The organism is Bradyrhizobium zhanjiangense (assembly GCF_004114935.1).
GTDB classification, from domain to species: Bacteria; Pseudomonadota; Alphaproteobacteria; order Rhizobiales; family Xanthobacteraceae; genus Bradyrhizobium; species Bradyrhizobium zhanjiangense.
Genome location: NZ_CP022221.1, coordinates 973,340 through 994,223, shown reverse-complemented (window position 1 = coordinate 994,223; position 20,884 = coordinate 973,340). Strand labels below are relative to the sequence as shown.

The 20,884-nt window shown below is 58.4% G+C and carries 15 protein-coding genes and 5 pseudogenes; 8 read left to right on the top strand and 12 right to left on the bottom strand.

Annotated elements, in window-relative coordinates; translation table 11 throughout:
• The first annotated feature begins 807 nt into the window (after positions 1-807).
• Positions 808-2,466: an outer membrane protein gene (locus XH85_RS04640; protein WP_245473883.1), complete on the top strand. Its 1,659-nt coding sequence runs from the start codon at positions 808-810 to the stop codon at positions 2,464-2,466.
• A gap of 455 nt (positions 2,467-2,921) precedes the next feature.
• On the opposite strand, the pseudogene XH85_RS04635 reads toward XH85_RS04640, so the two are convergent.
• Positions 2,922-3,312, bottom strand: a pseudogene (locus XH85_RS04635) (tautomerase family protein).
• Between the two features lie 493 nt (positions 3,313-3,805).
• On the opposite strand from XH85_RS04635, the pseudogene XH85_RS04630 reads away from it, so the two are divergent.
• The 3 genes and pseudogenes from XH85_RS04630 (at position 3,806) to XH85_RS04620 (ending at position 6,690) form a co-directional block, all read left to right on the top strand.
• A pseudogene (locus XH85_RS04630) lies at positions 3,806-4,360 on the top strand (glutathione S-transferase).
• Positions 4,361-5,399: 1,039 nt separating this feature from the next.
• Positions 5,400-6,047 carry an FMN-binding negative transcriptional regulator gene (locus tag XH85_RS04625; protein ID WP_128930945.1) on the top strand — a complete coding sequence of 216 codons (648 nt, stop codon included), beginning with the start codon at positions 5,400-5,402 and terminating at the stop codon, positions 6,045-6,047.
• A 16-nt stretch (positions 6,048-6,063) separates the two neighbouring features.
• On the top strand, positions 6,064-6,690 hold the full coding sequence (locus XH85_RS04620; protein WP_128930944.1) for a LysE family translocator: 627 nt from the start codon (positions 6,064-6,066) through the stop codon (positions 6,688-6,690).
• Positions 6,691-6,815: 125 nt separating this feature from the next.
• Here the strand turns inward: XH85_RS04620 and XH85_RS46050 are convergent.
• The 7 genes and pseudogenes from XH85_RS46050 to XH85_RS04585 all read right to left on the bottom strand — a co-directional run.
• A pseudogene (locus XH85_RS46050) lies at positions 6,816-7,152 on the bottom strand (YybH family protein); the annotation flags it as partial.
• Between the two features lie 156 nt (positions 7,153-7,308).
• Positions 7,309-7,488: pseudogene (locus tag XH85_RS47775) on the bottom strand (transposase); the annotation flags it as partial.
• Between the two features lie 28 nt (positions 7,489-7,516).
• Complete coding sequence (locus tag XH85_RS04605; RefSeq protein WP_128930943.1) at positions 7,517-8,911, bottom strand: M20 family metallopeptidase; 1,395 nt, start codon at positions 8,909-8,911, stop codon at positions 7,517-7,519.
• Between the two features lie 31 nt (positions 8,912-8,942).
• Entirely contained in the window at positions 8,943-10,070 is a 1,128-nt protein-coding gene (locus tag XH85_RS04600; protein WP_128930942.1) for an ABC transporter ATP-binding protein, read from the bottom strand.
• On the bottom strand, positions 10,067-11,209 hold the full coding sequence (locus XH85_RS04595) for a M24 family metallopeptidase (RefSeq protein ID WP_164940689.1): 1,143 nt from the start codon (positions 11,207-11,209) through the stop codon (positions 10,067-10,069). The genes XH85_RS04600 and XH85_RS04595 overlap by 4 nt, the downstream gene beginning before the upstream one ends.
• Positions 11,210-11,338: 129 nt before the next feature.
• The gene (locus XH85_RS04590; protein ID WP_164940688.1) at positions 11,339-13,075 is read right to left on the bottom strand and encodes an ABC transporter permease subunit; all 1,737 of its coding nucleotides are present in this window, start codon (positions 13,073-13,075) and stop codon (positions 11,339-11,341) included.
• A 67-nt stretch (positions 13,076-13,142) separates the two neighbouring features.
• On the bottom strand, positions 13,143-14,372 hold the full coding sequence (locus XH85_RS04585) for an ABC transporter substrate-binding protein (RefSeq protein ID WP_128930939.1): 1,230 nt from the start codon (positions 14,370-14,372) through the stop codon (positions 13,143-13,145).
• A gap of 13 nt (positions 14,373-14,385) precedes the next feature.
• Between XH85_RS04585 and XH85_RS04580 the strand changes: the two genes are divergently transcribed.
• A complete protein-coding gene (locus XH85_RS04580; protein ID WP_128930938.1) occupies positions 14,386-14,868 on the top strand; it encodes an Lrp/AsnC family transcriptional regulator in 483 nt (160 codons plus the stop codon).
• A gap of 21 nt (positions 14,869-14,889) precedes the next feature.
• Here the strand turns inward: XH85_RS04580 and XH85_RS04575 are convergent, their stop codons facing one another.
• Positions 14,890-16,305 (bottom strand): diaminopropionate ammonia-lyase, encoded by a 1,416-nt coding sequence (locus XH85_RS04575; RefSeq protein ID WP_164940687.1) that lies wholly within the window; start codon positions 16,303-16,305, stop codon positions 14,890-14,892.
• A gap of 30 nt (positions 16,306-16,335) precedes the next feature.
• Between XH85_RS04575 and XH85_RS04570 the strand changes: the two genes are divergently transcribed.
• Complete coding sequence (locus XH85_RS04570) at positions 16,336-17,553, top strand: aminotransferase class V-fold PLP-dependent enzyme (RefSeq protein ID WP_420837866.1); 1,218 nt, start codon at positions 16,336-16,338, stop codon at positions 17,551-17,553.
• A 34-nt stretch (positions 17,554-17,587) separates the two neighbouring features.
• Here XH85_RS04570 and XH85_RS04565 read toward each other — a convergent pair.
• Together XH85_RS04565 and XH85_RS04560 are read right to left on the bottom strand one after the other, a co-directional pair.
• Positions 17,588-18,001: pseudogene (locus tag XH85_RS04565) on the bottom strand (branched-chain amino acid ABC transporter permease); the annotation flags it as partial.
• A gap of 80 nt (positions 18,002-18,081) precedes the next feature.
• Positions 18,082-18,366 (bottom strand): hypothetical protein, encoded by a 285-nt coding sequence (locus tag XH85_RS04560; protein ID WP_208758080.1) that lies wholly within the window; start codon positions 18,364-18,366, stop codon positions 18,082-18,084.
• Positions 18,367-18,649: 283 nt separating this feature from the next.
• On the opposite strand from XH85_RS04560, the gene XH85_RS04555 reads away from it, so the two are divergent.
• Positions 18,650-18,991 (top strand): hypothetical protein, encoded by a 342-nt coding sequence (locus XH85_RS04555; protein ID WP_128930936.1) that lies wholly within the window; start codon positions 18,650-18,652, stop codon positions 18,989-18,991.
• Positions 18,992-19,022: 31 nt separating this feature from the next.
• On the opposite strand, the gene XH85_RS04550 is transcribed toward XH85_RS04555, so the two are convergent.
• Positions 19,023-19,229: a cold-shock protein gene (locus tag XH85_RS04550; protein ID WP_164940908.1), complete on the bottom strand. Its 207-nt coding sequence runs from the start codon at positions 19,227-19,229 to the stop codon at positions 19,023-19,025.
• Between the two features lie 447 nt (positions 19,230-19,676).
• Between XH85_RS04550 and XH85_RS04545 the strand changes: the two genes are divergently transcribed.
• Positions 19,677-20,447, top strand: coding sequence for a class I SAM-dependent methyltransferase (locus XH85_RS04545; RefSeq protein WP_128937092.1), 771 nt, complete (start codon positions 19,677-19,679; stop codon positions 20,445-20,447).
• The last annotated feature ends 437 nt before the right edge of the window (positions 20,448-20,884 follow it).

Below are 20,884 nucleotides of genomic sequence, written 5' to 3'. Positions count from 1 at the left end.
AACGAAGACCGGGAGCGCAGAGGCAGCAAGCATGAACACCAGTCAACAGAACAAGCCCATGACGAGGATAATGAGTGGTGATCCGAGGATGATCATGGCGGTGGGCTCCCTGAGATAGAAGTCTGACGGCTGCGCCTTCCACCACCACGGTGCGAACGACACTATAGCAGGAAGCGCAGCGACCGGATCGTCACAAATCCAGTTGCGCGATTTTTGTCATTAGCGCGCTTGCGCTCAAAGGGCTCCTGCAATCGGCATTTGACCCTTTGTGATCTTCAAGTGGGCACCTGCCGTTTGAAATCACCTAGCGCAATCAGTTTCAGGAAAGTCCTGTGTTCTTCTCCATTTCGAGGGCCACTCCATCGTGTGTGTTGCTTTTGAGCATCCGGGGTCATAATCGCCACTCACTCCCAAGCCTTGTTTGTTTTCCGTTTGGCGGCGCTTGGCGCGCAACTATTTCACGCAATTATAAACGTCGCCTATTGGATCTGCCCTTTGGAGAGACTGTCGGAAGCTCAGATTGTCAAATTTGGGACGATAGTCGGCAAGTTGACACGACAAACTCTTCCGAAGATCCGGCAAAACATACGAATTCAGTTTGGCACATGCATTGCTTCATTCGGGCATCATCACCAATCGCAGTGCGGTGACTTTCGGAGCAGATCTGGCACGCGTTGTCGCGAGTGTCAGTTCTGCCGCGGCGATTCACCGTTGGCGATATCTTAAGAAGCCGGTGTGGACCGGAAAAGTGCAGGGCCTTTGATGAAATCGAGAGTTCTTCTGTTGGGTGCCACGACGATTGCAGTCATGACCAGCGGTGCGGCCAACGCGCGCGTTGAGCCAGAACCGAAGCTGCCGCTGGTCGTATGGAACTGGTCGGGTGGCTATATCGGCGGGCACATCGGCGGTGGGTACGGCCGAACCTCCTTCAGCAATCCCTACGGTCCCTCGATCCATGGCGGTATCGTGGAAAGCCCGGCATTTCTCGCGGGTGGCCAGATCGGCTACAATTGGCAGAACAGCAGCTGGGTGTTTGGCGTTGAACTGGATGCCAGCGGTGTTATTTCCGAGGGCACCAATACCTGCCTCGCTCATTCGGGCCTGGTTGTGAGCGCAAACTGCATCGCAGGTCCCAACCTCTTCGCCACCGCGACTGGCCGCATTGGCTACGCTTTTGGCGCACTCGGCCACACGCTGGCGTATCTCAAGGGAGGCGTAGCCTGGCAAAACAATAGAGGCGATGTCGTCAACAACTTTGAAGCCGGCTACGCGCCCCAGGAGAAGACCCATTTCGAGTATGGTCGTCTCGGTGGCGTCATCGGGCTGGGCATCGAGCAAGTGATTACGCCTGCATGGTCGGTGAGCGTCGAGTATGATTATCTGCACTTTGGCGGACCGGGCGTAGCGACGGCTTCGACAGTGCAGTTTCCGCCGTTTGCGATTCTGCCGGCGAACACAACCAGCCTGTCCAGCAACTACCACATTGGAAGGATTGGCCTTAACTACCATTTCGACGCCGACCTAAAGGCCGCAGAGTGGTCTAATGCGCCACTGTACACGAAGGCACCGGCCAGCGCGCAGCCCATCTCCTACGCGCCCGGCTGGTCATTCGAAGGCGGCTCGCGGCTTTGGCTCAGCCGGGGAAGATTCCAGTGGGATCACAGCGCAGCGGACCAAGACCAAGATCCCGGTTTGCTGGTATCAAGGCTCACGTATCATGGACTGGACGGATTCTCCGGGGAGTTATTCGGCCGTGTCGATAGCCCGTGGGGAGTTTTCCTGAAGAGCAATCTTGGTACCGGGCGCTTCAACAAAGGCAAAATGAACAATGAAGATTGGCTGCCCGACGACGGACGGCCCTACCAAAACACCCTCGAAGGTCAGTCAAACGGAAGGTTCACATATTACACGGCCGACGTCGGTTACGATTTCCTGCGAAGTACAAACTATAAAGTCGGTGCATTTGTGGGCGCGACCTATTACGGCCAGAGCTCGGACCGGATCGGCTGCGTCGAGTTCGCCAATCCACGGCATCGATGTCTGAAGCCGGGTGACAACAGGATCGTTGGCAGCGAGGATACGCAATGGAATGCGCCTCGAATCGGCCTGAGCGCCGAAACCATGCTGACCGAGCGCTGGCGGCTGAACGCTGATATCGCTTACCTGCCCTGGACCGATTTCATCGGTCGGGACTATCACCTCTTGCGTCCCGCCACTACCTTCACGGAACAACGCGGCAGTGGTGGTGGCGGCGTCCAGCTTGAAGGCGTTCTGTCGTACTTCATCACGGATAACATCAGCGTCGGCGTTGGTGGTCGCTATTGGGCCATGTGGACCAAAAGGGACGCCGAGTCTATGCACTGCGGCAACGGCTGCATCGAGCACTCGCCCTCATTTGCGAAGTACAGCATGGAGCGCTGGGGTACATTCTTTCAGGCCTCTTACAAGTTCGATTCAAAGACTTGATCTTGGTCAGCTCGAGACTACTTCTCGAGCCATCCAGGCCTGCTCGTAAGCATCGACGTCGGCGCCAAACAGCGACGCCGACGTCGTGGATAATGATGGTTGAGCACCTCGGAATCGAGCAGAGCTCAGCTTGCTTGCAAAGAATGCCAGCCGGTGCGAGCCCCACACGCCTATCGAGTCGCTTCCGGCTTCTGAAGCCTCAGTGCCGACACGCTTGCACCCACCACCCGGCCTACCTTGCAGGTGGAGCAGACGTTTGAGCGCTGGCAACGCCGATTAGGTCCAGAGACAGCGCCAAAACGAAGAACAGCAATGTGCGGTACATGATCAAAGCTCCAGAGCCAGAAAATTAGGCCATATTCCACGAGCCCAGCACGGGGGAGATCGCATTTGACGCCGCGTCGCGGGAAGTGTTCACAGGAATGGGGATCGGTGTTCGACGTAACTCTGGCCGTCTAATGCAACTCGCCTGTCAAGAACTGCGCTCGCCCCAAACCAAACGACCAGTCCTCGTCGTCATTGATAACGAAGTTGATAACGAGATCGGTGGGCGCTATTCCGCACCGACGACAACCTCTCAGCCAGCACTCGATAGAATTCGACCTTCAATGTCCTCTCCCGTGGGCGGCTGGTCAACTGCAGAATGACCAGCCTCTCGGTACGCTCGAAACCAAGACCAGTGTCGAACGCAACTACGCGAGACCGCGGATGAAGATGCACGACCTGATAGCGGTCGCGGGCCGGTACGTGCAGGGTCTCAACCAGCACTTCATGAGTGACGTCCACCAGCTTCTGGAGCTCACCATCGCTCCATCCCTCGATCAGATCAAACCTAAGAAATGGCATTGAGAACCCCTTGTGCGACCGACGTTTGGGTCGCGTGGTTTGGACTTGCGCTCTCGGCGAGCGCGCTAGCACACTCTCGTAGATTGCAATCACGACTCTTCGATGCGCCACCAGCATCTTGCCACGTGAAAACGCGCAATACCGGTTGCAACTTTTTCATCAGGTGGAGGGACGCATTCGAAATTCAGATGACCATCATCACGGCTTCAGATGACTCGAACTCTCCTCGGTTTAAATCTCCGAGGCAGAGCCGACGAAGCATGCTGCAGGCGCCAGCGGTCGCCCAATTCGCCGGAGCACGCTAGAAAAGGTGAAAAAATGTGCGCCAAGATGGATGCGCACGATCATTGCGCTTTTTGCAACAATATGTTGCCGGGCGACGGCATTCCCGGCTGATCCGACCAGAACTATTAGGAAGCTGAAACAGGAGAGGAGTTCGATGAACCAGCAAATTCGGCTCTACGGTGGCAAGTAGTCGGGTCACAGCCATCGTGTGGAGTTGTTTCTCAGGCTTCTTGATCTGCCGTTCGAGTTTGCCGCTACGCCGCCACCTGATCGCAAGACGCCGACGTTTCTGGCAATGAACGCATTCGGCGAGATTCCGGTCATCGACGACAATGGCATCATCATCGCTGACTCGAATGCGATTCTTGTCTATCTCGCCAGTCGCTACGATGCGTCCAGGACCTGGCTTCCTGTGGAGGCCGTTGAACTCGCGCAGGTTTAGCGATGGCTCCCAGTCGCTGCCGGCCCTCTCGCCTCCGGACCAGCAACCGCTCGCCTCGGCACCGTGTTTGGACGATCGATCGATCGTGAGCGGTCAACCGAGATCGCGGATCGGCTCTTCAAGGTGATGAACGAGCATTTGGCACAGAGAGGGTTCGTCGCCACCGACGTGCCGACAGTTGCTGACGTCGCATGCTACAGTTATACGCGCGCCGCACCGGAAGGTGGCGTGTCGCTGGAGCCTTACCCGAACATCGTTCGATGGCTCGAGCGTATCGAAGCATTGCCAAGATTCGAGCCAATGCCGCCCGCACCTCAATAGATGCCTTCTGGAGCGGTAAATCATGACATCGGAACGCGGTTCGTCTCCGTTTCACCCAGGTGAGCTCGAGGTCCAGCAGCGGGCGGGTGTCGACGACGGCATCCGGAAGCGTGCGCAAGTGGCAATACGAAAGGAGATGCCCGAACAGCACCGGGCGTTTTTTGCGAACTTGGGCTACGTCTTTGTCGGATCCGCTGATCGGGACGGCTTGCCGAGCGCATCGGTTTTGACTGGGCCGACAGCCTTCATGTCGTCGGGCGCCTGCTGGTCAGGGCTTGCCGACCTAAGGACGATCCCTTGAGCGATAATCTCGTAGTTGGGGCCAACTTGGGGTTGCTAGGCTTAGACCTGGCCAACCGGCGGCGAAATCGACTCAAGGACGAGTTGCAAGCGCGGACGCTGAGGGTTTTGAGGTGCATGTGCATCAAAGCTTTGGCAATTGTCCGAAATACATTCAGGTTCGCCAAAACATAACCTCGGATCAGTTCTCGTCTGATCAAAGGCAGAGATTCGAATTCAAGCAGCTCGACGAGGCGCTTAAGCGGATCATTCAAAACGCGGACACTGTTTTCGTGGCATCCTGCATTCGCACGCAGAATGGGGAGCCAGACACCTATGACTGCGATATATCTCATCGTGGGGGCCGACCGGTTTCGTCCTGGTCGGCGATCGCGAGATCACGATTCCAGACTTTCTGGCAACCTCTATTACAACACGCTGGGCAACTTTTCAGTCCATCCATATGCCGCTCTGCTCTTCATCGATTTTCTGACCGGCGATTTGGTACACATTTGCGGACGCGTTGAAATTCTTTGGAGCGACCCGCGTGTTGCCTCGTATTCTGGTGCCCAACGGGCCTGGCGCGTATATATCAAGGATGGATAGTTCGCGCCGAGCGCCTCCATTCAATCTGCCCCCGAAGTCGAGTTCTTGCCCTTTACTATCATGAAAGGGCGTTGGCAAAATGAGTAGGCTCAGCTAGACCCTCGCTCAGTCGCCCAACAATCAAATCGACCCCACGTCAGAACGGAGAACTGCCTTGTATGTGCCTCCCGCGTTCAGAGACGATGACCTCGACAACATCCGAGCAAATGTCCGCTCCGCCCGGCTGGCCAATTTGGTCACGGCCACCGCAGATGGGCCACTCGCGACGCCGCTGCCGCTCTTTCTTGAAGAGACTGAAGGCGAGCGGGGCGTTCTGTACGGGCATGTTGCAAGGGCAAACCCGCAGTGGAATTCGCCTCCGATCGGCGAAGCCCTCGCAATCTTCACGGGGCCCGACGCCTATGTGACGCCCTCCTGGTACGCCACCAAGCAAGAAACCGGCAAAGCGGTGCCGACATGGAATTACATCGCCGTCCACGCCTATGGTCCGGTGGAATTTTTTCACGATCCCGAACGCTTGCTTGAGGTTGTCACGCGCCTCACAAACATTCAGGAAAAGCCGCGCGCAAAACCTTGGACTGTTGACGAAGCTCCTGCCGACTTCGTCGCCGCACAGTTGCGCGGGATCGTTGGGGTGCGCATTCCCGTCACCAGGTTCGAAGGCAAACGCAAGATGAGCCAGAACCGTCCTGAAGCTGACCGCACGCGCGTTGCCGCCGGCCTCACGGCAAGCGAGGACCCACGAGATAGAGAAGTGGGACTGCTCATTCCGGTTGAGGGCGGAGAGAGATCCTCCAATTAGCACGATCGGAGACACTATGCTCAGCTTTCAGACTTCACTTCTATTCCTGGCAGCGGCCCTCGTTGTAGCGATCACGCCCGGGCCAGGCATCTTCTACATCGCAGCACGCACGCTTGCTGGCGGGCGCTCGGAAGGATTGGCATCAAGCGTCGGCCTCGGTCTCGGCGGGCTCGTGCACGTTCTCGGAGGCGCTATCGGCCTATCTGCGCTCGTCATGGCAAGCGCGGAGGCGTTCACTTTGTTGAAAATCGCGGGAGCCCTATATCTCATCTGGCTCGGCATCAAGACATGGCGCGAAGCTCGCGTCGAGGATCCAACTGCTGTTCAAACGACAGGAGCGCATCGCGCCTTTCGCGAAGGCATCGTGGTCGAAGCGCTTAACCCGAAGACCGCCGCATTTTTTCTCGCCTTCATCCCACAATTTGTAGATCCTACCGCTCACGTCGCCGCGCAGTTCATCGTACTTGGGCTCATCTCGGTCGCACTGAACACAACTGTCGACTTGGTCGTAACCTATTGGGCCGCGAAAGCGAGGGCCGGACTCGCAAAGCGTCCGTCGTTCATTGCCAGGACACGACAAGCGTCGGGCGCCGTCATGTGCGGACTGGGAGCGACATTACTATTTGCTCGTCGTGCAACTTGATGCCACACACGCAACGGGAAGCTAGTCGCCCTCGACCGCGATCAATCGCTCGGAGAGTTGAGGTTCAACGATCCCACAGCCGTCAGACTCGTTATGTCCGGTTTCCGTGAATATAGCCAAGCGCCTCACGCTGGCTGCTGCAACGGAGCGCCGAAGATCACACGCTGATAATCGGCCAGCAGAGCCGGCTCTTTGAGCGATCCGTGATGGTGGAGCTGTTTCCAGACGCCGTTTACTTTCGTGAACCAGCGCGTTGTTCGGAAGCGCAAAGTCGAGGGTGGCAGACGGCGTCTCGCAGGTGCCTTTCTCTCGCCCGACGAAAAGGTGCCAGTCGTCGCCGCCCTGGGACGAAGAGTCATAAAACGTCACCGTCACAGTTACATTCCCTCCGAACAGCTTTGCATAGCCGTCACGGATGGCGGACCAGCCACGGCGAATGCCGCCGATGGGATTGTCCATGCTAAAGCCTGATGGCATTAAGTTCGATAGCCTGAATTTTTGAGGTAGTTGGCGCATTCGTCGGATGAAGGCATCGAGTGCGTGGCCGATTGCGGCGCAGACCGCGTCCACGGTTCGTGCGGAAGCTTTGCGGAGCAGGTGCTTGAGCTTGGCAAAGACCTGTTCGATCGGGTTCAGGTCGGGCGAGTATTTTGTCAGGAAGAAGAGTTTGGCGCCGACCGAACGGATGAGCTGGCGAACTGCTTTGCTCCTGTGGCTGCCGAGGTTATCCAAGACGACGATATCGCCGGGTCGAAGGACGGGCAGAAGAACCTTCTCGACATAGGTACGAAAGCTCACGCCGTCGATCGGCCCCTCACCGATAAGTTCAACTTCGTCGGAATCCCGGCAGAGTGCCTGGCTCGCCAAGATCCCAATATAGCCCCGCCATGATAGCCAGTGCTTCACGCGCGAGCCCCGTCGGCAGGTGCTCGTCGGCTGCGTGCTGCCGGCATCCAGGATAGGCGTGGGGCACCCATAACGTGGGCAAGTCCAGCAGGTTGGCAAAGATATCGTTCGGAAGTGACCCTGCGAAATTGGGCAACATCGCCGGCGCTTTCTGCGTCGTCCGGATGATCGAGGCTTCGGCCCATTTAGCCCACGGGTCCTCAGGGTCGAGGCGCGTGGCAAGAAAAACACCATCGTCGGGGCTTGGTGCCACCTGGACCATGTCGAGGCCGGACTTCGCGAGGTGTCGCCGAAGCGCGGGCAAAATGTCCTCGTGATCAACACCGACTACAAAGCGGAGCTGACAGCGCGCCCAGGCAGTCGGGGGAATGGCGTTGACCGGCGCCTGCGGATTTCCGCAACTCATAGCGAGAACATCGAACGAGCACCAGCCGTACACCTGCTCTGCCGGAGTCAATCCCGGCTCACCCCAATCCGGATCGATCTCGGGTCCGCCGGGCCCCCCATCAACGACACAATCGCCAAGCGTGCTCCGAACGGAATCGGGCAACCCATTTGGAAACCATTCAGGGATCAGAATGCGACCGTTCGGAGAGACGATCGTCCCCAGGGCATGCGCGAGCTGGATTGCAGGGTCAGAAAGCAAACCGCCCCAATTGCCGGAATGATGCGCGCTCTCGCGCGCGTCGATCGAGATGTCGAAGGTGAGACATCCGCGCGACCCCAGGAACACCGTGGGCCGATGCTCGGACAAGCGCGGTCCGTCGGAGGCCAGGAAAAGATCGGCACATAGGCGCTTCTTGTGCGTCGTACAGAGTTCGCGCAGGCCAGGCGAATCGACCTCTTCGCCCATTTCGATTAAGTATTTCAGGTTGAAGCCTAGACGACCTCTCGTCTCGAGCACAGCACGGAGGCTGGCAATGTTGATGGCATGCTGTCCCTTGTTGTCGGCGGCACCACGTCCGTACCAGCGATCATCGAGCTTTGCGAGGCGCCAAGGCGACCTTCCCGCGGCCCACGATCCTTCCATTCCTCGAACCACATCGCCGTGCCCATATCCCAGCACCGTCAGCAATGATGGATCCTCTATGCGTTCTGCATAAAGGAATTGGGCTCCTGCAGCGGCCAAAACCTGGCAGTCGCAGCCGAGCTGTTCAAGCATGCAGCGGAGCTGGTCGAGATACTCGGCAAGCTGAAGCTTTCGCTCTGGGTTTTGACTCTCCGAAGGAATAGCGACGAGCTGCGAGAGCACGGTCTCGAAGTCTCCGCAATCCAAATGGCTTCTCGCACGCGAGATTGCGGCGTTCCGGCTCATTTCGGCTAGCTCCTTGCACGCCAAAGGGAGCTCAACGGGCGGCCGGAAACACGCGGGTATGCGCAGCCTCGATCTCAATGCGGACGCGTTGACCGGATTGGAACAGCGGCCGTCCGGGGCTCACTGAAGTCCGCGCGGTCAATCGAATGGACCCTACCTGCACGAGCACGCTTTGGTTCGTGCCCGTGTAGGCAGATTCCAAAACCATCGCGGTGGCGCCCTCGTCGGATGTCAGGCCGACATACTCCGGGCGAACGGCCAGCAACCCTCGGTCGTCCGACGTGAGCACCTGAGTGGCTTTCTGCACAACCTCAAGCCCGAGATCAGCGCTGCGGGCACAGGCTTCGCCACCAGACCGCCGCAACTCGACCGGCAGAAAGTTCATCTCACCGATGAAATCCGCGACAAAGGCGGTCGTCGGCTGCTCGTATAGCTGACGCGGTGTCCCACACTGCTGCAAGCGGCCTCGCTCGAGAACGGCAACGCGATCGGCCATGGACAGCGCTTCCTCCTGGTCGTGGGTCACGAAAATGATGGTGCTGCCGACCTCCTTATGGATCAGCTTGATTTCCATTTGGAGTTGCTGCCTAAGCTTGCGATCAAGCGCCCCGAGCGGTTCGTCCATGAGCAGCAGCGGCGGACGAAAGACGAGTGCGCGGGCCAGAGCGACACGCTGCTGCTGCCCACCCGACAACTGGCTTGGAAGTCGGGCACCATATCCGTCAAGCGCAACGAGCTTCAGGGCTTTTGCGACCTCACGTTCGACATCTGCGCCACGCAAGCCCCGGCGTCGCAGCGGATAGGCGATGTTCTCAGCGATGGTCATATGGGGGAACAACGCATAGCTCTGGAAAACCATGCCAAAGCCGCGACGATAGCTCGGAACATCATTGATCCGTACGCCGTCGAGCAGGATATCGCCGGATGACGACGCTTCGAACCCGGCGATCATCATCAGCAGAGTTGATTTTCCTGACCCGCTCGATCCAAGCAAGGCAACGAACTCTCCCGGCTCGATCGACAATGAGACGCCGTCGACCGCCTTGACCGGCCCAAACATTTTGGTCAACGACTTGACCGACACGGAACCCCGTTGATTGTGGGCCGTCGCGGCATCGGCTGTCGCTTTTTCGCTCACCCCTGCTATGCTGACGCTCATTTCGGCCCCGTCTCGAATATCTTGCGCGGTATTGAGGTCAATCGCTTCCCACCCGAACTGGTCACCACGACGGACTCGCTAAAGGCAAGACCGGCAGCGGACGTGTACATGTGAAAGACCATTCCTTCCTCGATAGCCCAGTCCGAACGAGGCGTGAAACAGCGATATAGGTCACTCGTGTGCTGGGAAACGAGCGGAGCGGTACCAAGCGTGTACCCCGTGATATTGTTGTAGGTCTCGCGCAATCCTGCCGCGACAACGCCTTCTCGCACGATGCGGTCGACATCAGCGGCAATCGCGCCAGGCCGGAGCGCGGCGATTTGCCGATCTTGGAGCTCGATCAGAGCCTGGGCTGCGGCGTGCTGCTCGGCGCTTGCTCGTCCGACGATGACCGATCGCATGATCCGGACCGTATAGAACCGCAAGCGCGGCAAGAGCTCGATATGAACAATATCGCCATCGACCAGCGGCCGCTCTGTGAGGAACCCATGCAACGAATCCCAGCCTGATCCGACATTGATAGGCCCAACAAACCCATCGTCGAACCCAAGCCGATAGTAGGCTGCAGCGGCAGCTGCGGCGATATCACGTTGACCCTTGCCGCTCGCCACCTCCCTGACGGTCGCCTCAAAGGCCGCATCCAAAAGTGAACCCGCCCGGGACATATGCGCGATCTCTTCGGCCGACTTGCATCGCCTGAGATCCCACCCCGAGCGCTCAAGGTCACAAAACTCGGTGTCCGGCAAGAGCTTGCGAAGCGATTCTAGTCTTTGGATGGTGAACGAGTTCGATTGAAACTCCGCGCCGATCCGGGCAGGCGCCGAATCCGTTTCCCGCAAGGTGCTGACCAGTACCGCAAGCGGATCGTCCCAATCCCCAAACCCCACGAGTTTGTCCATCCACGTGCGCTGCCGCGCCGGCGGCATGTCAAGCTTACGCACCAGCAGGAACGGCTCCGAGGATGCCGGCACGATGCACGCACGCCAGAGATTCTCAGAGACTGTATAGCCCGACAGCCACGACATCATCTCGGGTTCGTCGAAGATGACGCAGTCAAGGCGACGCTCCGCCATCAGCCGGCGAACGGCATCACATCGGCGCTTATACTCCTCGACAGAGAATGTGAGATCGCGGCTCATGATCGATGCTCCGTTGGGATTGCGAAACATCGGCCAAGATTGTGTCGAGTGGCTAGCTTCAGGAAAGTCGTCATTGGCTTTCTCGTTAGTGTTGAACAATTTCGGAAGCGCAATTCACTCATATCCCCATCAAGGATGGGCGCTCTCCTCCAGCCGACGGCCTGGAAGGACCGCGCTGACGAACAAGCGCAGAAGGAGCAGCAGCGCGAGCACGATGAGAAACAGAACGGCGATGACGGCGATCTGGGGACTGATTTCCAGACGGATGTTGTCCCACATTCTCATGGGCAAAGGCGTCGCGGTGGGTCCGCTCAGGAATAGGCCGAACACAACATCATCGAACCCCACGATGAAGGCGAAAATCGCTGCGCTCGCCAGCGTCGGCAACAACAATGGCAGCGTCACCGTTCTCAGCGTCACGAGAGGGCTCGAACCTAGGCTGGCGGCAGCCAATTCGAGTGTGCGGTTGAAGCGCTTGAGCCCTGCGATCATGACGACGACCGTATATGGCGCGCCAATGATCGTATAGCTAAGGGCAAATGCCAGCGGATTGCCGATCAGCGAGGACCCGGCGAGAGCGAAGAAGAGGGAAACTGCAATGACGACATGAGGAACGATCAGCGGCGAAATCAAGAGGAGATAGACGGGCACGCGCGCAGAGAACCGGTACCGCACGAGGGCGAAGGCAGCGGGAACACCAATACCCACGCTTAACAGGGCAGACAGCCCTGCCCATTTGAGACTGAAGCTCAAGGCATTGAGCCATTGCGTATTTCTGAGCAGACTTGAGAACCAGCGCAGTGAATAGCCGGGTGGCGGGAAGGTGAGATACGGTGCATCGCTGAATGCAAGAGGAATCACGACCGCGAACGGCAATATGAGTAGGAGCAGCGTTAGCGCCGCCATCAAGTAGAGCAAGGGCCGGCGGACGACCGTGAAAGCCTCATGCAACCTGAGCGACGGCCCGTGCAGGATCGCCGTTAGCTGTTCCAGGATCGGCCACGGCGTGGAGAGTCCGGATGTCGTTGTGCCGGTTGGTGAGACGTTGTCGTGCGGGCGATCGTCGAGTTCTTCCGCAATTCGCTGACGAAAAATCAGGAAGACTGTGATGACCGCGAGCATCAAGATCGATGACTGGGCTGCGGCTTCATCAAAATTGCCGAGGATCAGCACGCGCAGGCTGATGCCCTGAGCGATCAGATAGCTGTCCGGACCACCAAGAAGCTCTGGCGTGATATAGAAGCCGAGACTGGACAGAAACACGAGCGTGCAGCCGCTAATCACGCCCGGCATCGAGGCTGGCAGCGTGACCCTCAGGAAGGCGTCGGTCGGAGGACTTCCGAGACTTTGTGCCGCTTTTGCAAGGCTTGGATTAACCCGTGCCAACACAGCGTAAAGAGGAAAAACCATAAGCGGCAGCTGGACCTGGACCATGCCGATATAGACGCCGATCGAATTGAACACCATTTGCAATGGCTCGGAGATGACTCCGAGCCGCAGGAGCAGCTGGTTAATGGGCCCGTTGGGGCTGAGCAGGACGATCCAAGCGTAGGTTCTGATCAAGACACTCGTCAAATAGGGGAGCGTGACAATAAGCAGAAGAAACGCCGCCGGACGCGGTGGACATTTTGATATGGCATAAGCGAGCGGATAGGCAATCAGCAGGCAGACGATTGTCACGGTTGCGGCGAGCGCGAGAGTCCTCAGGACGATCCACAGAAACGCCGGCGAGTTCGCGATCTCGATATAGCTCTTGAGCGACCAGCCACCATCGAGCTGCAGGCTCTTGAGCACGAGTTGCGCAAGCGGCACGACGTAGCCGACCGAGAACAGGATCACGATCGGCAGGAGAAGCAGGATGGGCACCAGGCCCTCCCGTCTCAATATGTGCGCCCTTTGCGGCATAGCCACGCTCGCGTCCGCCATGGGTGATCTACCGTGCGCCGGAAATCCAACGCTCCCATTGAGCGACGGCAATCTCATTGTTGGCCTTACCGTTGGAGCTCACACTGTTCCAGAATTCGTAGTCCTGCACGAATTGCAGCTTCCGTGCATCGGGGGAGGTCGGCAGGAGTTTCGCCCTGTCAGACGGCACATGCTCGAACGCACGCGAGTTCGGTGGCGCATAGAGAATGTGCTGAACGAATTTCGCCTGATTTTCGGCGCGTGCGGAGAACGCGAGAAACTTGAACGCATTGTCCGCATTCTTCGTGCCCTTCAGTACCACCCAGGTGTCATACTGCAGCATTCCCTGATTCCAGGTGTAGCCGATCTTGGCACCCTGCTCGTTGGCCGCCGACACTCGACCATTCCAGGCGCTGCCCGCCGTGATCAACTTGTCAATGATCATCTGCGGAGCTTCCGCACCGTTATTCCACCATTTCAGGATGTTCGGCTTGACCCGGGTGAGGCTCTTGAAAGCGCGATCCCAATCGAGTGGATAGAGCTTCGAGGGATCAACACCATCGGCCATCAAAGCTGCTTCGAACGTGCCGCCGTCCGAGGCCCAGGTACCGGCCATCAGCGAACGCCTTCCTGCAAATTTTTGCGCGTCCCACACATCTGCCCAGGAGTTCGGTGCGTCGGACGCAAACTTCGATGCATCATACGCAATGAACAGCGAATAGATGATCGCGGGCACGGTGAACTTGCCGACCTTGACCGGACTGAATGCGTCGAGATCGGCCTTGTCGAAGTAGCCATAGTCGATCGGAAGCAGAAGATTGTCGCGCTCGAAAGTCGGGGCCTTGCCTCCAGGAAGAATCGTCACGTCGTATCGGGGAGCGCCGGCCAGCACGCTCGCTCGCACCGCTCCCGTATCGGTGCGCGGTTGAGCTATGACCTTGATGCCCGTCTCCTTTTCGAACGGCTCGAAATAGGCGATCCGCTTGGCTTCTCCCCAGGACCCACCGCCGTCATAGACCACGACTTCACCGGTGCCCTTCGGGATCTGCGCAATCGCCGGGGCGGGAAACAGCGAGCGCGCGGCCGCCAAGCCCCCTGCCAAAGCGGTTCCCTGAAGAAGCTTGCGCCTGACTACATCCACCATCTTCGCCTCCGTTGGTAGTGGCAAATACTTGCTCGACCCGGCTTCATGCATATAATCTGGCAAGCTAGTGGCTGAATTCGCCGTTTTGCGACCCAAAATGCCGGAAAGTTGCAAATTGAGAGTTTAAATGGCTGTCACGCGCACGGACCTCGACCGCCTCGATCTGAAGCTTCTGATGCTGCTGCAGGAGAATAATCTGCAGACCTCTGAGGAATTGGCAGAGCGCGTGGGACTTTCCCCAACGTCTTGCCTGCGTCGGCTCAGGCGATTGCGTGAAAACGGGGCGATCATGTCTGACGTCTCGATCATATCGCCTTCGGTCGCCGGGAAACGGGTCACCTCGATCGTGCTCGTGGCGCTCGAGCAAGAGCAGCTCGATCTTCTCCACACCTTCAAGAATCGGATGAGCGCCTATCCTGAGGTTACGCAATGCTACTACGTAACGGGTTCGGCTGATTTCATTCTGGTCGTCAACACTGGCTCGATGGAAGAATATGGGGCTTTCACCGAGCGAGCATTCTTTCCCGACAAGAACGTCAAGTCGTTCAACACCTATGTGTCGATGCAGACGGTGAAATTCACCACCCGCATCAATCTTGACGTATCCTGATTGGCAGCGTCTTGCTCCCGCCTATTGGTTGCCGCTCCAAACCGACAGGTCGGTGGGGCTTTCGGTCGCAAAGAGCAGGACCTTGGCGGACTGATCCAGTCCAAGTCGCTTTCGGTCCTTCTCTTCGGCTGCCCTGAAGAGGCCTGCCAATCCCGCCGCTCCCGACTCTCCGACGCGAAGACGCTGGTCGCCTGAAATGCCCTCATTGAGCAAACGTACCGCGTCAGCGGCCTCTTCGTCGGCGACCGTGATGTAGCCGCTGGTCAGGTCTTCGATGATCGGCCAAACCAACAAGGACGGGCTTTGGCATTCGAGCATTGACATGTTGGTCGCGGGCCCCGCCGGAAGGCGCACGGGCATCTTGGCTCGCGCGCTTTCATAAAGGCAGGCCGATCGTTCCGGCTCCACGATCCACAGATGGGTATCGGGCCCGAATAGACCTCGCGCCCAGCCATGCCCGAATACGCTTGCGGCAAGACCTCCGACGCCCGCTTGAACCAGAACATGTGTAAAGGGCTTTTGCTGTCCTGTGGTGGCTGCGACAATTTCATCGGTCAGGATCGAGTAGCCCTGAACCACAAGCGTGCAGGCCGTGGCATCTTCTCCTTCACCGACGGTATCTGGGACCGCAATCCAACCGTCCTGCGAGGCAGCTTTGGCTGCAGCTTCCACCGAGTCGTGATAATCTCCTGGCACACGTACGATCTCAGCATCGAGCCGTGATATATGAGCGGCACGCTCTTCACTCACGCCTTGGTGAAGGTACACCACAGCTCGCGCCCCGATGAGCCGCGCTCCGGCTGATACGGAACGACCGTGATTGCCGTCAGATGCACAGGAAAAGGTGAGTTCGGACAGCATGGCCCGAACGCCGGGCTCCATCAGTTCCGCCGGCAGAATTGCTCGCCCCGTCCGCCTCTCGACATGCCGCATAGCAAGCTTCAGCACGGCGTAGGCTCCGCCAAGCCCCTTGAAGCTGCCTATGCCAAGACGCTGCGTCTCGTCCTTGACCCATATTTCGCCAAGACCTAGTCGTTCGGCAGCACCCGGCAGCGAGATCAAATCGGTCGGAGCGTAGCGCGGGCAGGCTCGAAGAAGGCGCAGAGGCTCATCTCCTGCGTTGCGGTCGCACCAGGAAGCCGCCTGTTTCAGGCCCGATGACCGGCTGCGTAATAGGATAGATCGTTGAGTGGCAAGCGTCTGTGTCGCGGAGTCGGCGGCCTCAAAAGGGGGTACCAAGGTCATCCTCCTGGCAAGTTCGTTCGATCTTTTCGGACGGTACTGTGCCGAGCCGCGAAGCCGGTTAGTGCAATCTTTGGCGCAATCCATGACGGAATTCGGCATTGTTGACCCTAAAATGGCGGGTTTGGGCTCGTCTGGCAGGCATATTCCAAGAAGATTTGCTGCGAAGGCGGCTGACGCCTCGCAATCTGGCATTCTACCGTGTCGCGAAAGAGGGGAACTCTGGTGCAGGATATCCGGGAGCAAACCGCAGTGGAGGATCTTTCGGAGTCCGAGGTCGATCGTTTGCGAAGCGATACGCCGGGTGTTGCGCATCGAATCCACCTCAACAATGCGGGCGCCGCGCTGATGCCACGTCCCGTCGTGGACGGCATGATGACCTATCTCCGGCGCGAAGCCGAGATTGGCGGCTACGAAGCGTGCGCCGAAAGCACGGAGCACCTCGAAGGCGTATACGATGGCATAGCTCGACTAGTCGGCTCGAAGCGGGAAGAAATCGCGCTGGCCGAAAATGCCACTCTGGCATGGCAGCGCGCCTTCTATTCGCTCCGCTTTGGACCTTCAGACCGAATTCTCACCACCTCCGCAGAATTTGCCGCAAACTATGTTGCGTTTTTGCAGGTCGCACGCCGCACGGGCGCACGGGTCGAAATTATACCCGACGACGCAAATCAGGTTTTAGACCCTGAGGCGCTCGAGCGCATGATTGATGAGCGCGTCCGGCTGATCGCCATCACGTGGATACCGACCAATGGCGGCTTGGTGAACCCAGCTGAAGCCGTGGGACGCATCGCGCGCGCTCATAATGTTCCCTACCTGCTGGATGCATGCCAGGCGGTTGGGCAGATCCCCGTCGACGTCCGTGCACTTGGTTGCGACATGCTTACGGCGACTGGACGGAAATTCCTGCGCGGTCCGCGTGGAACAGGCTTCCTCTACATGCGCGAGGATTTTCTGAAGGACATTGAACCGGCCATGATAGACCTCTTCGGTGCACCTTGGGTTGGACCTGACCGCTACGAACTTAGGTCCGACGCTCGACGGTTTGAAACCTGGGAGGCGAATTACGCCGCGCGGCTCGGCCTTGGCATAGCGGTCGACTACGCACATTCAATAGGCATCAACAAGATCGAACGACGTTGTCGCCTGCTTGCGAACGAGTTGCGCGCAGCACTCAGCGCGATCCCCGGTTTGTCGATTCACGACCTCGGAGAAGATCGCGCTTCGATCGTCTCATTCACTCTTCAGGACGTGGAAGCGCGCGAAGTCATGCGCTATCTAGAAAGTGAAAAAATTAATGTCTCAGTCTCTCCTCCAACAAGTACGCCATTGGACGCAATGAGGAGAAGGCTCCCGCATGTTGTTCGGGCTTCGCCGCACTATTACAATACGCTCGAAGAGGTCAACACTCTTGTGTCAGCTGTACGACGAATAAGCCGCTGACGAACGCTCCGCGTGACAAGCTTGGATCAGATCGTCAGAGCTTACAGCTGTAGCGCTGCGCGATTTCACCAATAATGCCGCGGCGGAAGGTGAGCACGCAGATTACGAAGATCGCGCCCTGGATCACCGTCACCCACTGGCCGAAGCTCGCCAGATATTGCTGCATAGCGATGATCACGAACGCGCCGGCCACGGGGCCGAAGAGGGTGCCGAGACCGCCGACCAGCGTCATCAGCACGATTTCACCGGACATCGACCAGTGCACGTCGGTGAGCGAGGCGTTCTGTGCCACGAACACTTTCAGCGAGCCGGCAAAGCCGGCCAGCGTGCCGGAGAGGATGAACGCCAGCAGCTTGTACTCATCGGTCTTGTAGCCCAGCGAGATAGCGCGCTGCTCGTTCTCGCGGATCGACTTCAGGACTTCACCGAACGGTGAATTGATGATGCGCCCGAGGACGAATTCCCCACCCATGGCAGTGGCAAGCCGCCGTGGCGCGACAACAGTCCAGATGTTTGCAGCATCGGCGCTTACGGACGCGCGCCGATCGACATAACTACGATGGTGACGCCGCGCATCCATTGCGCTCGTCCCCTTGTCGAGAGCGCGACGAATAGACCTTCCGACTGCGGCGCGATCGCCGAGAGATCGTGCACGGGAACAGCCGCCGACCTGTCGTGCGCCGGTCGATCGACTGTCACTCGCGCGGCAGGCGACGGACCGTCAACGTGGCCGAAAAAGAGCGGCGCCCGCGTCTCCGCTTCCGCGATCGCGGGTCGGCTGGACGCCCCGCTGACGAGGGCGGCTGGCCGCATCTGTGATCCGTCGCCGTTTGGTCTATGCCGCCCAAGGACTGCCACGAAACTGCCACTCTGCGATGATCGGTCGAGCCTCGACGCTCGGCCGCTCTGAGTGTAGCTCAAAGACAAGAATCGCGAGCACGCTGGATGCCTGATCCGCCCTTTCAATGTGACGCTATCGACCGTCGACAGGCCTTTCCCCGGACGGCGCAGAGGTCACGACATATTAGCCGCGCAGCCCAGGGAGAATCTCATGCAGGACGATCCCCGTTAAGAGCTCGAGGAAGAAAAGTATCGGATGAGCGACAATAGCAACCTCGAAGACAGAACCATCGAAGCGATACGGCACTATCGCGAGGCCCTCGCCGTGGTCGACGTCCTGGAGCGAAAAGAACGTTCCGCGCATCGAGCGCTGACCAGGATACTGCCTGAATTGGGGCGCGCCTTACGCAGCCAAGACACGCGGTGTCTTAAGAATAGCATTAAGATCGGCTCGGCAGCTGTCTCGCGGCAGAACGAAGCGTGGGCCAACCTAACTGAGGCGACCGCACGTTTGGATTCAGCCCGCTCGACTTTGGCCGCCCTCGAGCGCCAACTGGGATATCTTCCAAAGGTCTCAAAAGCGCGAGATTCGGACTAGCTCAAAGAATGCCAGGACGTCGAGCTCCGCCTCATCCTAGGCGGAGATTTTCTGCGGCTTGCTTGCCGCTGCGGTTCGTCACCAGCTCGTAACTGACCTTCGCGCCTTCAACAAGCGAGGTATAGCCCGCCTTCTCTACCGCAGAGATGTGCACGAAAACATCTTTGCCACCATCGTCCGGCGCAATGAATCCATAGCCTTTCGTCGGATTGAACCACTTAACAGTCCCTAACGCCAGGTCATTTGCTCCAAAAAGAAAAAACACCTTCTCATCTAAATCAATCAACGACCCTGCGGCAGGTCTCTGCTCGAAGTGGCAAGGGATCCGTTGTCTCGCCTGGTCGTAGGCCTTGGACAGAAAGACAATGCCCGGCGTGATGGTCGTGCGAAGTACAAGCACCTTGAAATCGGCCCATATTCAAGAACGACGACGCAAAGGTCACATTTTCTTCGAAAACCGCGTGCTAAGTGTGGCTTGGTTGTCGCGGCCGGATGTACGCCGTGGCATCACGGGAGCCCCGGCTTTCATGCCGGGGTTTTTCGTTTTCGGCGCGAGAAGTCCGGCCAATTCAAGATGCCTTTTGTGCAGCTTGATTTGAGTAGGGTCATGACGCGTCGCAGCCCACCGCGACAATTCTGTTTTGATCTGCAGGAACCGTCCGGGGCAGAGCGAAAGGCCGAAGAGATGGCGCAGAATATTTACGACGATCCCGATTTCTTCGCTGGCTACAGCCAGTTGCCCCGACAGGTGCATGGGCTGGACGGCGCTCCTGAATGGCCCGCGATCCGGGCCATGCTGCCCGATCTGGGCGGAAAACTTGTCGTCGATCTGGGATGTGGCTTCGGCTGGGCCTCGCGCTGGATGCGCGAGCAGGGCGCGGCCTCGGTTCTTGGTCTCGATCTGTCGCAGAACATGATCGAGCGCGCCAGGGCGGACACAGCGGACACGGCCATCGAGTATCGCATCGCCAATCTCGACACACTGGACCTACCTGAGGCGGCTTTCGACCTCGCCTACAGCGCACTGACCTTTCACTATGTTCAGGATTTTGGCCGCCTCGTGCGGGTGATCCGCAAGGCACTGGTTCCTGACGGGCATTTCGTCTTTACGATTGAGCATCCGATCTTCACGGCAGCGGAACATCCGCACTGGATTTTCGATGAGGAGGGCCGCAAGACTTGGCCGGTCAATCGATATTCCGTCGAGGGTGAACGTCGGACGGATTGGTTCGCTAAGGGCGTTCTGAAGTACCACAGGACACTTGGCACTACGCTGAACACGCTGATCGGCGCGGGCTTTCAAATTCGGCAGGTCGAGGAGTTTGCCCCGACACGCGAGCAGATCCAGCGGGTGCCGCAATTGACCGAAGAACTGGAGCGTCCCATGATGCTGATTGTGTCTGCGTCCAAATCGATCGCCGGTAGTGCTTCGAAGCCTTTGCAATATCCGGTCTGACTAGAACATTTCGATCAACTATGTGGAGCACCTTGTGCTCCGCATGAACCAGAAGCGGGTTCGCGCGACCCACCATCTCAAAAGCTGGATCACTACGGCGCAGCCGTGAACCTGTACGTGGGCCCATTACAATCTTTGTCGTCCATGAAGCCCCGCGGACAACGCCAGCGATCGCGCTCGGCGTCGCTGACGGGTTTTGGATGATCGGTGTTTTGTTAGCGCGCAGCGCACCAGATGCCTGCGGTTGAAAGGATAGCGTTGTAGCTCAGAGAATGCCGGCAGCATATCGACCGCCCGAGCTCGTGAATCGGTGTTGTCTTTCGACCCCAGATGACATCCGCGGGCCCTGGGCGTCATATCGAGTTCGCACCAAGGGCAAGAGCCGCCTTCGCTCACGCTCCGCACCATTGCCTCTCGACCTTTCGGCGTCAGAGGCA

Excerpts from the sequence above, each read along its gene's own strand:
- XH85_RS04560 (WP_208758080.1), bottom strand. The coding sequence starts at position 18,366 with ATGCGGCCAGCCGCCCTCGTCAGCGGGGCGTCCAGCCGACCCGCGATC.
- XH85_RS04575 (WP_164940687.1), bottom strand. The coding sequence starts at position 16,305 with ATGCCAGATTGCGAGGCGTCAGCCGCCTTCGCAGCAAATCTTCTTGGA.
- XH85_RS04640 (WP_245473883.1), top strand. The coding sequence starts at position 808 with ATGACCAGCGGTGCGGCCAACGCGCGCGTTGAGCCAGAACCGAAGCTG.
- XH85_RS04555 (WP_128930936.1), top strand. The coding sequence starts at position 18,650 with ATGAGCGACAATAGCAACCTCGAAGACAGAACCATCGAAGCGATACGG.
- XH85_RS04605 (WP_128930943.1), bottom strand. The coding sequence starts at position 8,911 with ATGAGCCGGAACGCCGCAATCTCGCGTGCGAGAAGCCATTTGGATTGC.
- XH85_RS04580 (WP_128930938.1), top strand. The coding sequence starts at position 14,386 with ATGGCTGTCACGCGCACGGACCTCGACCGCCTCGATCTGAAGCTTCTG.
- XH85_RS04545 (WP_128937092.1), top strand. The coding sequence starts at position 19,677 with ATGGCGCAGAATATTTACGACGATCCCGATTTCTTCGCTGGCTACAGC.
- XH85_RS04595 (WP_164940689.1), bottom strand. The coding sequence starts at position 11,209 with ATGAGCCGCGATCTCACATTCTCTGTCGAGGAGTATAAGCGCCGATGT.
- XH85_RS04600 (WP_128930942.1), bottom strand. The coding sequence starts at position 10,070 with ATGAGCGTCAGCATAGCAGGGGTGAGCGAAAAAGCGACAGCCGATGCC.
- XH85_RS04620 (WP_128930944.1), top strand. The coding sequence starts at position 6,064 with ATGCTCAGCTTTCAGACTTCACTTCTATTCCTGGCAGCGGCCCTCGTT.